We start from the raw sequence: 12,377 nt of genomic DNA on the forward strand, positions 1-12,377 counted from the left end.
GAAACCTTGTCCAGTGAAATATATTCTCCTTTTTGTCACTTTGAGCATTTTTACAAGCTCATGCAGCCTGTTAAAAAAGGAGCGTTCAGCACCGCTTACCCAGACAGCTCCAAAGTCTCCGGTATCCAAACCTGCTGAAGGAGTAAAAACTGAGAGTGGAACATTGGGCAGTAGTCCGGCAGAAAATTACATTAACCGTTTCAAGAATATTGCCATCAGTGAAATGAACAGCGCCGGGATTCCGGCAAGTATTACACTGGCTCAGGGTATACTTGAATCAGGAAGCGGCAACAGTCGCCTGGCTCTGGAAGCCAATAATCATTTCGGAATAAAATGTACCCCTGACTGGAAAGGTGAGTCGATCAAACATGACGATGATCAGAAAGATGACTGTTTCAGAGTTTACAAATCGCCCGAAGAATCGTTCAGAGACCATTCAGAATTTTTAAAACGCAAACGTTATGCTGCGTTATTTGAACTTGATAAAAATGATTACAAAGGATGGGCAGCAGGGCTTAAAGAGGCGGGATATGCAACCAATCCGCGTTATGCCGAATTACTGATCAATCTGATAGAGCGATATGGCCTTAACCATTTTGACCGGAAAGAAAACGAAAGAGAAAAAATCAAACGGGAGGATAAGGTTCTGACCGAAATAGCAGCTAACATTCCTCAGGAACAAAAACAGGAGATTGTAAAAAATCCGGTAGCTATGAAAATCTATGAAGCCAGATCAGGCGATACTCTGAGTTCGGTATCCAGACAATTCTCAATCAGTATAGATGATCTGAAAAAGATAAACGGACTTGCAAGCACGAATCTTATGCCCGGACAACTACTGATCGTTTCGAAATAAGTTAAAATTGTTAAAATTTATTTTTCTTCTGCGCGAAACGCTTAGTTTTAAGAATTGAAAAAGATCATTTACATATTTCTCTTTTTAAGCGTTCAGCTGGTCGGACTAATGGCTCAGGATCGTCCGATACAAGGAATTGTTTTCGACAAGGATTCCAAACAACGGCTTACCAGAGTTTATATATTTAATACCCGAACGGGCGATGGGTTCTATAACACAACCAAGGGCGAGTTCAAAACAAATGCCCGGGAAGGAGACATTCTGCTTGCAGCCCTGCAGGGTTACGGGGTTGATACCATAAGCATAAATAAAGAAAATACCATACTCTTTTACCTTCGCAGAAACAGCATACAATTACAGGAAGTTATTGTAAAAGATACCCTCAAAACCCCGAATCAGCAGCTTCAGGCTACGAAGCAGGAATACAACACGGCTTACTCAAAGGGTTCTACAGGTAATGTACTGACAACCGGAGGCAGCAACGGAGGAGGTGGTGCCGGATTAAGTATCAATGCACTTTACAGTTTACTAAGTAAAGAAGGCAGGAATGCACGATTACTGCAAAAAATCATTGAACGCGACTACAGAGATGCAATGATTGAATACCGGTTTACAAAAACGCTGATCAACAGAGTTACCGGATTAAACGGAGAAAAACTAACAGACTTCAAGCAGCAATATAAACCCGGATATTATTTTATTATTGAAGCAAATGATTATGAGCTGATTGAATACATTCAAAGATCATACAGAAGTTATCTTGAAAATCCTGATGCATACCGCCTGCAACCTTTGAAAGAAAATTAATATCTCAAAACATATACTCAATAATTCCGTATGCCGTTTTATAGCCGGTAGAAAAGCTAAAAAACATATCAAAAAAGAGTTCATTTTTGTTTTTATTTGTTGAATGATAAATCGGTTTCTGACAGTTATTTTCATTTTGCTTGGATGCGCGTATCCATCTTTTTCACAAAACACTGTAAGTCAGTCTGATAGCATTATTCTCCAGAATCTTAAACAATTCCCCCGCAAAAACACACTGCCTGTCAGAAGACCCGTATTATTTCCTGAAATCGTAAAATTAAGCGATGCTTCTTCACTTGATCTGAAGGTTAACTACTGGAGAAGTCTCACCGCTTTTGGTCTTAATGTGAATCAGGCCTCATTCAGTGATAACTGGGGTGCAGGCGGGGTAAACTCTCTTGCTCTTGGCGGACAAATCTCTTACAAAACTGATTACACCAAAGAAGACAAAAACTTTGTATCCGAATTGATTCTGCAATACGGAAAACTTAAGAATAGAAATCAAATGGCCAGAAAAACAGCTGACCGTATATTCTGGGATAATAAAGTTGCGTTAAAATTATCTCAAAGCTGGTATTTCTTCGGTTCTGTAAACTTTGAATCACAGTTTGATATGGGTTATTCCTTTTCCAAGGATGCCCAGGGCAATGAAAAAAGAACTCTTTTATCGAGATTCATGGCACCGGGATACTTAACAGAATCGTTCGGATTTGAGTATAAACCTGTAAAATACTTCTTCCTGCGTATCGGTACCGGAACAGCACGTCAGACATTTGTACTGGACAAAGAACTCTACAAAACGAATCCTAAAAATTTCGGGGTAACACACGGAAATACATTCAGAAATGAGCTGGCATTTCAGGTGGTAAGCTCTTTTGATAAGGAGATCGCAAAAAACCTGACTCTAAAAAGCCGCTATTCTATGTTTGCGAATTATGAAAAATTATCAAGTATTGATAACAGGCTTGATGTGACCCTTAGCGCCAGTGTGAATAAAATGGTCAATGTTTCTTTGTCGGGTATTATTCTTTATGATGATGATACAGCAAATAAAATACAGGCCAGCCAGGCAATGGCCTTTGGTCTGATCTATAAATTGGCAAAATAAACTAAGACTTATCTTCTTTTTAACTGCAGATAATCAACATAATACAAGATCTTAAGCGATAGATTATTGTTCTGAGGCTGACTCATGATATGATCAAAATTTTGCAAATAACCCATCCTGTTATCGGATTCCATATCTTCTGAAAGATTCTTATAAGCAAGACTCAGCTCACTTCCCGGAGCAAAGCGCCACGAATAAACCAGATCTATATTGAATACATTATAATTGGTGTGGGTGCCTTTAAATTCAGCACCATCATGGCTTTGTAGTTCCCCGTCGTCCCTGAGAAAGTAAAAAGCCAGATTATTACGGTTAGACCAGTAATGCCTTCCTCTAGCCATGATAGCCATATTGCTGTTAAAAGTATAAGTAGCATCAAACATGCTCTCTATCGTATTTCTGTCAAACCGGGAAAAGATAATCTCCTTAGCCTTACTTATACCCAGCCATGCTGAGTAATCGTACTGTGGCTGAGTGTTGAAATCTACACCCAGCGAAAGCCTGTTCTTTACCCTGAAATTCTGATAAAATCCGGCAACATATCCAACTCCGTGAAACTGTTCCCTGAGTCGTGCAGAAAAAAACACGCCGGCATTATATTTTCTGATCGGGTTTGATCGAAGTCTGAAATTAGCATAAGTGCTGGCAGGGGTATTATACTCTTTACCTGCAACCCTCGGCTCATAAAAATCCTTACCCATAAACTGCCTGTAAAAATCAAGATTGAGGGTCCAGAAATTTTTAAACTCAAAGAATCCTCCCAAGGATGCCCTTGACGACTGATAGGCTCGCGGTTTAAACCTCTGAGTTTGGAAAATTCCCATATAGGTATTAAAACGATTAAATACCATGCCGGGAGTATAGCTGTTAAAGCCTAAATTGAGGGAATTGTTAATGAAGTTGTTATTATTGAAATACCCAAGATCGGTAGGGTCAAACTTATTGTCTGTCAGCTCAAACCCGTAACCCCAGGTAAAATTACCGCTTTTCTTACCGGCATCAAGCTCATAATTAAACCCGGTATTGCTTGAACTACCTGGAGTTTCTGCACCCACATAGCTAATTTTTCCTGCTCCTGAGATATAATACCTGTTATTCCGGTCGTTCAGGTTTGTTAAAAATGAACTTACATTTGCATCATATGCTGAACCCTGACGTAATACATTGGTATTCAAAAAAGTAACTGAACTGTTATTTTTAAGCGACTGATCAAGCACCAGGATATTATAATTGGTAAGCGGATGAGTTTCGATAAGCCGTTCTTCCCCCAGACTGTTTTGAACTCTGGAAAAACCTCTTTTGGTAACCGCATTAAAGAAGCCTAAACCCAAACCATTTTGAGAGCGTCCGGAAATTTTGGTAGCATTGAGCAATTTACTTTGAGACGGATGCTCTTTTACTGTTTCGCCGGGCAGTAGCCGCGAGTTAATGTTTGCAATATATGCCGGATTAGAACCGATCCTTCTGGAATAAAACAGATTCCCTTTATTGAATAATTCAGTTCCTTCAGTAAAAAACTGCCTGTTCTCATTAAATCTAACTTCAAATGGACTAAGGTTAAGCACCCGATTATCAGAACGGATCTGGCCAAAATCAGGAACAAGTGTCATATCCAGCGTGAAACTCTGATTTATGCCATATTTGATATCCATTCCCCCGTTAAAACTACTGCTTGTATTTTGCAGCTCGGGCTGGTTATGAGGATAATGATTAACTGTGGAAGAAAGATATGGCGAGAAAGATAATCTGACCGGTGATTTTATCCCTTTTATTCCCTGTAACTCACCTGACTGATTAATAAATCCGCTGACCTTAGGATCAATGGCATTCCAGCTGCTTTGACGGTTGCTCATATGACGACGACGTGTCATATTTAAACCCCATTCCTGAATGTCATTTGAACTGAACCTCAGAGCAGAATAAGGAATCTTCAATTCAGCAGTCCAGCCCAGACTATCAATTTTTACCTGACTATCCCATACTGCATTCCAGTTATTATCTTCACTTCCCGAATTAGAATATTTGGCATCAAACTGGGTACCGGTTGAGCTTACATAAAAACCAAAAGCATTGATGCGATCAAGGTAAGTATCGAAAACGATCCCGATAAAGTCAGAATTTGCCAGATTATCTCTTGGCATAACTTCCCGGAAAATGCTGTCTGGCTCATCATACATCCTTGCACCGATGTAAATAGCCGTATTATCATAAACTATTCTTACCTCTGTTCTTTTATCTTCAGTCTCGACACGACCGGGTACCGGCTTAAATTCAGTAAATCTGCTGGCAGGCATGGTCTCTTTCCAGGCCCTGTCATCTAATTCACCATCAATTTTGGGAGAGTGTTCTGTTCTTATTGCACTGAATGTCTTACTCTCCTGTGCCTCAGAGAAACAGACAAATACCAGAAAAAAACTAAAAAAGATTAAACTAAACTTCATTCAAAAATTTCAACGATGCAAAGGAATTAAAATGTCAGGAACTTTAAGATTAAGCAATGGGAATGTTACTCATTCTTAACATTTTTTTTGCTTTGAGCCGCATCTTAGCTGATGTAAACAATTATTTTAGTCCTATGGCCGAGAAATCATACCTTTGCACAAGCTAAAAGCTGATTTATAACATGTTTGAAAATTTACAGGATAAACTCGACAGAGCGTTTAAGGTTCTAAAGGGACAGGGAAGCATAACTGAAATAAACGTGGCTGAAACCATGAAGGAGATACGTAAAGCCCTTCTGGACGCCGATGTTAACTACAAAACAGCTAAAGCCTTTACTGATGATGTAAAGGAAAAAGCACTTGGACAGAATGTACTGACAGCAATTTCACCCGGACAATTGCTGACCAAGCTCATGAATGATGAGCTGGCTGCCTTGATGGGCGGAACAGTTGAGGAGCTGAACATATCGGCTAATCCAACAATAATTCTTATCGCCGGACTGAACGGTGCGGGTAAAACTACCTTCTCGGGAAAGCTTGCAAACTATCTTGTTACTAAAAAGAATAAAAAGCCATTACTGGTAGCAGGCGACGTTTATCGTCCTGCAGCGATTGACCAGCTTGAGGTACTTGGCGCACAGGTGGGAGTTCCTGTTTATACAGACCGCGAATCAAAAGACCCGGTTGGAATTGCAAAAGCGGCTATCGCCGAAGCTAAAAAGAACGGTCAGAATGTAGTGATCATTGATACCGCCGGACGTCTGGCAATTGATGAGGGACTGATGAAGGAGATCGCCGAGGTTAAAGCAAGTACCAATCCACATGAAATCCTTTTTGTGGTGGATTCCATGACCGGACAGGATGCGGTCAATACGGCCAAAGCATTCAACGATCGTCTGGATTTTACCGGGGTGGTATTAACCAAATTAGATGGTGATACCCGTGGTGGTGCGGCACTTTCAATCAAATCGGTTGTAAACAAACCCATCAAATTCATCGGTACCGGCGAGAAAATGGAGGCGCTGGATGTTTTCTATCCCGACAGGATGGCCAGCCGTATTCTCGGAATGGGTGATGTGGTTTCATTGGTTGAACGCGCGCAGATGCAGTTCGACGAGAAAGAAGCAGCAGAACTTCAGAAAAAAATCCGTAAGAATAAATTTGATTTCAACGACTTCCTGAGTCAGATTCAGCAAATCAAGAAGATGGGTAATATGAAGGATCTGATGGGCATGATACCGGGTGTAGGAAAAGCCATCAAGGATGTTGAGATTGATGACAATGCCTTCACTCCAATTGAATCTATCATCCGCTCAATGACTCCTTTCGAGCGTGAAAATCCGGATGCAATTAATCAGAGCAGAAGAACCCGCATCGCAAAGGGTTCTGGTACCAATATTACTGAGGTAAATAAGCTGATCAAACAGTTCGAGGATATGCGTAAAGTAATGAAGCAGTTCTCAAACCCTGCCGCAGCTGCCAAAATGATGAAGGGCATGCCTAAAATGCCGTTTGGGAAGTAAAATATTAAGGTTGGCGTTGCCATCAACCTCAGGGAACATTAAAAAGGCTTTTTCCCCGGGGGTAGGAAGCCTTTTTTCATTCATTCTCTCCGGCTGGTGTTTTTCCATACCGGTATAATTAGAGAAAATTATACCGTTCATTCATTCCTTTGCACCTTTTACTCAGGCAATCACATCATCATTGTTTTGGTTATTATCTTTTGTGAGAAGTTAAGCATCAGACATACGGAAAATAAAGCTGTTATGATTTGGACATTAAATCTTTCCCCCAATTAAAATAGAGGAAAGGCCCGTTCATATAGGGCAATTAACTGTTGGTACAAGAATTTAAAATCGTGCATTTTTTTCACTCCATTTGAGTAATAATATCTGAAAACCAATAATCATCTAAACCTTAAAATCATGAAAAAAATCAAAAAACAGTTACTGACTGCGTTTGTATTGGGCATTGTGATGGCGATCCTCTTCGTCGGAGGATGTAAAAAAGAAATTTCATCATCGGGGGCTGTCCCTAAACCCGATATCACTATGAGTACAGAAGGGGCTCCAGGCAAAATTGAAGCGCTTCGCGTAAGTCCGAGCGGTGATCTTATTCTTACTATGAAAAGCCCATCCGTAAAACGGATATTTCCAGACCTCCAGGCGAAAGAAAAGATAAACGCCGAAGTACGGGAATCTAAAAAGAAGAAAAAAGCCGAAGGCATGACGACATCTAACGTGTCCTTCACGGCAACCGACCAAGGCACATATTACACCTGTTATGGAGAAGTTCCTTCGACTGGACTCCCACATGATTGGTATTTGATCGATTGGTATACAAACGTCTATACTTATATTGGTACAACCGGCGATAATACCATTAATTTCAATGTTCAAAAACCGTCTCTTTACGGGCAATACCGTCTGTGGGCTGAGGGTCCAGGGGGTGCGAGTTTTACTGGCTATCAATATCTAGGGGATCCTTACAGTGGTGTAACGATTAACAGCGGAATTTTATCGCTTACAGATGTGGCAGCTTATGATGCTTTGAAAACTAGACTCAAAACAGCTTATGATAATCACCAAACTCATTTGGACTCATATAGTTCCATGTCTAGTGATAATGCCGAAGCACAAGCAATTTCCGATGGATTCGATGAATTCTTGCCATTCAAAAGGTTCGAAGCCCACTTTGGGTTAAGCTCGCTTCGGGCAAAAATCCGTGGTGAGGTAGAATATTGGCAAACTCAAAGCAATGAATTTGGGACTGGTTACCCGGAAGACAATTACATCCCATATTCTTACGAACAGCAAACGTTGATGACCATTGCAGGACAGATTGAAGTATTAGGTGTAGGAGAAGGACCACTGACTCTTCCAACAGTTGCAGGAGGGAAAACTCCAGGCAGCCCAGGCCCCAACACCTGTATGAGTGAAGCAGACATGGCTGAAGGTAGACCTGTGAGCTCTGTGAGAAAGCTAAAAATGTACGTTTATATTGATCCAGTAACAACCAAGGGGAATACTTCAACAGTATTTGCAGGGAGAACCAGAACAATGAAAAGGCAAGCAGGTTTCCTTTGGAAGGACAAATTAGAAAAACAGCAAGTTAAAGTGTCGGGTACCTATTATAATGGATGTACCTATGAAAATACCTTTGATTCGGGATATACAAATCCTTCAAATAATTTTAGGTATAAGCAATATGTAGAATATCCGGTAGGAGCAGGCAGGACGACTAAATCAGGTGAAATTACGACATCCGCACTCCTTAGTGAACACGCGGGTAGCACGCCATACACTTTAACTTACACCCATTAATTGAGTATACTTGTGTGCGAAAAACATGCCTAATTTTATTAAATACTTTCTAGCAGTGACATTAACTACCATTATGGTGGTTAATGTCACTTTTTTATATGGCCAAGGCACATCCTTCGGCGTTCGTTTTACACCATCTCTGGTCCCAACCGTAGCTGTGGAAAACTCATCCCCTTCCAATGTTTTTGGTTGGAGCCATTTTAATCTTAATGCTGGCGTCTATGCATTAAAATATTTTAAATCTAGTCGCTGGGGTATAAAAGCTGGATTAGATTTTGGTGCTATACCAAACCTCGTTGGGTTCGACGCGCCGAGGAATGCTTTTGGAAAAGGGGGTAATACTGATGAACAGATCAACACATGGTTGCGAACAAGTAAAGATTCTTATAAGGCTTTGACTGTGACGGCGGCATTCAAAGTTCCGATTAAAGGACGATATTTTGAATTCAATGTGGGCCCGAGCGTAAGATTCTATGACTATTATCGTAAAAATGGTTATAGCGAAGTTGGACTCACATTTAACCGCGCCGTACCGTACGACGAGAATGATCCTACGGCGGGCCCACCTGATGTACGTGTAAGGATAACAGATCTTGATCTCCCTTATTTGAGTTTCCCGGTCTCCATTGATTATGTGGTGCGCGTTGGAAGGCGAAGCCAAGTGAAGTTCGGGCTAATGCACAATATATCCAGCCCCCTTCACGGGGAACTTGAAGTACAAATGTATGACAAACTCTACCCAGGATCTTTTCGACCAAGGACCGGTTTTTGGGGCATTAATATACAATATGAACGCCTTTCAAAAAAAGCATCCACTCATTTCGAGAAGCGATTACGCGCCCAAAAAGATGACAAAAGCTTTAGAAAATCTTTTTTTGCCGAATCATATACTAAACCGGGTTTTCTGGCTGCGACCTTCGATATGCGTTTGAAAAAAGACAGAAACGATGGTGTTGGCTTTACATTCGGCGCCGGACTAGGCAATGGCTACTTATCCGAGGTCCCGACCAATAATACTTCACCCTATAAGCAAATGTTAGCCCTGCCTGTAGGTATAAATTATATTATTGGACAAAAAATGCATGGACTCGAGGTTGGTACTGGCCTAACTCCGCAAATTCCCCTGGAAAATGTTCGGGATGGACTTCGTAATAGTGGAACTGTGTACACCGGTCGTATTGGGTACCGTTTTCAACCTGTTAGAGAGGGATTTGTTGGAAGAATTGCATGGGCACCCCTCCTTGAGCATATTCCAATTCAGTCGAATCATGAGCTGACGCTTGGGAATGTTGCGATATCGGTAGGCTACAGTTTTAAATAGACTCAACATATCTATTCCAGCGATTCAAGAGCTATACCGGATATATGGCTTGGCTGAGAATGCTCCAATTTTTGCTAATCTGAGCCAGTAATGTTGCATAGGTTCCACACAATAGTGTTGCAGAAACAGAAACATGATATGAAGTTGTATAGTCGGGTGAAATACTAACATTTTCAAACTTTAGATTAGAAACCTCAAGGCTGAAGCCATCCTCGGGAAGTGGAAAAGTTGACAAGAGAGTCGGTCTATAAATGACCTTAAATGTATTTTGTGTGGTGACAGAGTTACTATCACGACTTGCTTTGGCTTTTCCCCGTTCAGGCAAAATACCGTTCCCTCATTCCATTCCGCCTTTAACTAAATACTTAATTCCAATCTATCAGGTGCTTCCATAACTTGTATAACCATGCCTGCAAAAACCTATGGAAGTGCTGTTTTCGGCATTGAAGCCATTACCATAACTGTTGAGGTTAATATTACCGGCGGATTAAAATATTTCGTAGTCGGGCTGCCTGATAATGCCGTTAAAGAAAGTATGATGCGTGTTGAAAGTGCAATCAACAACTCGGGCTATAGGATGAAGCGGCAACGGTCGGAACATCTTTAGTGGTGAGCAAATCTTCTACATATTATCCTTTCAGCACCCGATTATCAGCCAGATTAAAAATCATGGTTGTACAGCACTTTGTTGTACAATACTTTATCGTAAATAAAGTTTTTTCAATTTAGGATACAAAGCTATAATATCTATATGAACCTCGGTATATTCTATACGAAACTGGATTTTGCCCTTTATTAATACGATTTCTTGATGGTATAGTAATTTGAATTGCACAGTTAGCAACTTACCTTCGAGCAAGAATAACCCTATGAAATATAAAATTATACCTCTGCTACTTCTTATTTTGGTATGTTTTACTCAGTGCGACAAGGATAAAGTAATCACTCCTGATCTTCTTCGAACTGAAGTTAGGGCGGTGCAATTACCTCTATTAAAAGGTCTAATGGCCTGGCATCAAACCACTGTAGAAAAGTACAAAAAAGAGCTGATCCCCAGTACCTCAGCCACTGGTAAGAAAGCGCGAACCTTGGAACCACAATGGGAAAAAGCCAGGATCTAAAAATTGAATAATGGTGCCACGGCAGCTATTGTTCCTTCGGGAGAATATGTGCTGAAAAACTCCAAACTTTCAATGTTACGAGAGTTTGTATTCCTTTTAAATCCAGTGGGCACAAAAGTCAAAAATGGTAAAATCATCGAGATAATTGGTGAGACAAGTTATATTAAGGAAAACAAAGATAAACTAACGCATCTCTACAACTCAGATTTCATTCGAGGGTTCAGCGGAACCATTATGACATATGATGTCAACTATCGGTTTTGTGGAGTAAAGCATTTAAAGAAGGCGTTGTTAATGGAATGGCAAAGCTTTCAGTCCAGAATGGGCTAAATGCAAACACGAAGTCATTTGGCAGAAACGCAACTGTCTTTGATTATGAAAAAGGGGAAGGAAAAACTCCAATACCTACTGTCAGCCAATGTTATGTAATTGTGCTTATTTCCACTTATACAGACGGTAGTACGGAAATAGAAGTACTTGGAACCTATTGTAGTCCAGAAGAAGAGAGTGGTGGTGGAAGCACTCCACCAGGTGGTGGTGGTGGCACAACCATGCCTGGCGATTCCTTTGGAGGATTCCCTAGCTCACCTTACGATGGTCAAGTTTATATTTATAATTATCCGAGCGGTGCTGTTGGTGTTTTCACCTATAATACCGAATTTAATGCTTGGATGCTGCCAGGTATTCAGGCTATTCTCGATTTGGGAGTTGATATGCAATTTTCTACACCACCAAACTTTGACGGTGCAGCACTTTCAACCCTTATTTTGCCTGCCTTGGCTGAACCCACATTTATTGGTGAGGCACTTTTTGCTGGGATAGTTACTGTTAAAATTACTGTGTTTGCATATGAGTATGCCCAATATCTAACTCATACTTACAATATACCAAATCCTGCTGAGCGCGAAGCATGCATCGAGAAGTGGTACCGTTGTTTAAATACATCAACACCAAATTGGCAATGTACCGATTGTTTACATGCATGCAGGTCTGCAGGTGAATGGTGGGATACGGTAAATTGTCCATTATAAAAAAAAGACTATGTTAAATTTAGAAGTTAAATTGAATGGAAGAAATGTTGCGATTGCCGGCATGGAATCGTTGCAGGGAGTAATGAGTGTTATTGTAATGACCAATAAAAAACTAGGTCAGGATGAAGAAGTTACGATCGATGTATCGGGTTTAAATACAGAGACACAGTCCAGGCTTGAATGGTTCAGTAGCCATTTACAGTTAGGTGATGAAATCGCTATTAAGATCCTTGAGGGCGACAGACTTACTTATGAGGCAAACGTAATTACATTAAAAGATATGGAAAAACGTAATCTGGAACATAAGATTATGATGTATAATAAGTTAAAAGAAGAACTAAAAGATGTCTTATAGTGGAATCTAATCAT

The 12,377-nt window shown here is 40.6% G+C and carries 12 protein-coding genes and 1 pseudogene; 11 read left to right on the plus strand and 2 right to left on the minus strand.

All coding sequences use genetic code 11. The features are described from left to right. Positions 1-13 precede the first annotated feature (13 nt). The 3 genes from P2W72_RS06270 to P2W72_RS06280 all read left to right on the plus strand — a co-directional run bounded on the left by P2W72_RS06270 (position 14) and on the right by P2W72_RS06280 (position 2,771). Positions 14-856, plus strand: a complete 843-nt coding sequence (locus tag P2W72_RS06270) for a glucosaminidase domain-containing protein (protein WP_276360131.1) — start codon at positions 14-16, stop codon at positions 854-856. A 54-nt stretch (positions 857-910) separates the two neighbouring features. Beyond that, positions 911-1,663 (plus strand): hypothetical protein, encoded by a 753-nt coding sequence (locus P2W72_RS06275; protein WP_276360132.1) that lies wholly within the window; start codon positions 911-913, stop codon positions 1,661-1,663. A gap of 103 nt (positions 1,664-1,766) precedes the next feature. Beyond that, positions 1,767-2,771 (plus strand): DUF3078 domain-containing protein, encoded by a 1,005-nt coding sequence (locus P2W72_RS06280; protein ID WP_276360133.1) that lies wholly within the window; start codon positions 1,767-1,769, stop codon positions 2,769-2,771. Between the two features lie 8 nt (positions 2,772-2,779). On the opposite strand, the gene P2W72_RS06285 is transcribed toward P2W72_RS06280, so the two are convergent. Continuing rightward, the gene (locus P2W72_RS06285; protein WP_276360134.1) at positions 2,780-5,212 is read right to left on the minus strand and encodes a DUF5916 domain-containing protein; all 2,433 of its coding nucleotides are present in this window, start codon (positions 5,210-5,212) and stop codon (positions 2,780-2,782) included. Between the two features lie 182 nt (positions 5,213-5,394). Here P2W72_RS06285 and ffh point away from each other — a divergent pair, with 182 nt between their 5' ends. The 3 genes from ffh (at position 5,395) to P2W72_RS06300 (ending at position 9,856) form a co-directional block, all read left to right on the plus strand. Next, entirely contained in the window at positions 5,395-6,735 is a 1,341-nt protein-coding gene (gene ffh / locus P2W72_RS06290) for a signal recognition particle protein (RefSeq protein WP_276360135.1), read from the plus strand. A gap of 402 nt (positions 6,736-7,137) precedes the next feature. Then, a complete protein-coding gene (locus tag P2W72_RS06295; protein ID WP_276360136.1) occupies positions 7,138-8,535 on the plus strand; it encodes a hypothetical protein in 1,398 nt (465 codons plus the stop codon). Positions 8,536-8,560: 25 nt separating this feature from the next. After that, complete coding sequence (locus tag P2W72_RS06300; RefSeq protein WP_276360137.1) at positions 8,561-9,856, plus strand: hypothetical protein; 1,296 nt, start codon at positions 8,561-8,563, stop codon at positions 9,854-9,856. 31 nt (positions 9,857-9,887) lie between these two features. Here P2W72_RS06300 and P2W72_RS06305 read toward each other — a convergent pair whose 3' ends face one another. Beyond that, positions 9,888-10,091, minus strand: coding sequence for a hypothetical protein (locus P2W72_RS06305; RefSeq protein WP_276360138.1), 204 nt, complete (start codon positions 10,089-10,091; stop codon positions 9,888-9,890). A gap of 171 nt (positions 10,092-10,262) precedes the next feature. On the opposite strand from P2W72_RS06305, the pseudogene P2W72_RS06310 reads away from it, so the two are divergent. The 5 genes and pseudogenes from P2W72_RS06310 to P2W72_RS06330 form a co-directional block, all read left to right on the plus strand. Beyond that, positions 10,263-10,445, plus strand: a pseudogene (locus tag P2W72_RS06310) (magnesium chelatase domain-containing protein); the annotation flags it as partial. Between the two features lie 280 nt (positions 10,446-10,725). Further along, the gene (locus P2W72_RS06315) at positions 10,726-10,977 is read left to right on the plus strand and encodes a hypothetical protein (RefSeq protein ID WP_276360139.1); all 252 of its coding nucleotides are present in this window, start codon (positions 10,726-10,728) and stop codon (positions 10,975-10,977) included. A gap of 3 nt (positions 10,978-10,980) precedes the next feature. Next, complete coding sequence (locus P2W72_RS06320; RefSeq protein ID WP_276360140.1) at positions 10,981-11,307, plus strand: hypothetical protein; 327 nt, start codon at positions 10,981-10,983, stop codon at positions 11,305-11,307. Next, the gene (locus tag P2W72_RS06325) at positions 11,277-12,008 is read left to right on the plus strand and encodes a hypothetical protein (RefSeq protein WP_276360141.1); all 732 of its coding nucleotides are present in this window, start codon (positions 11,277-11,279) and stop codon (positions 12,006-12,008) included. The genes P2W72_RS06320 and P2W72_RS06325 overlap by 31 nt, the downstream gene beginning before the upstream one ends. A gap of 10 nt (positions 12,009-12,018) precedes the next feature. Beyond that, positions 12,019-12,363 carry a hypothetical protein gene (locus P2W72_RS06330; RefSeq protein ID WP_276360143.1) on the plus strand — a complete coding sequence of 115 codons (345 nt, stop codon included), beginning with the start codon at positions 12,019-12,021 and terminating at the stop codon, positions 12,361-12,363. Positions 12,364-12,377: the final 14 nt, after the last annotated feature.

This window comes from Daejeonella sp. H1SJ63, assembly GCF_029360775.1.
Classification (GTDB): Bacteria; Bacteroidota; Bacteroidia; order Sphingobacteriales; family Sphingobacteriaceae; genus Daejeonella.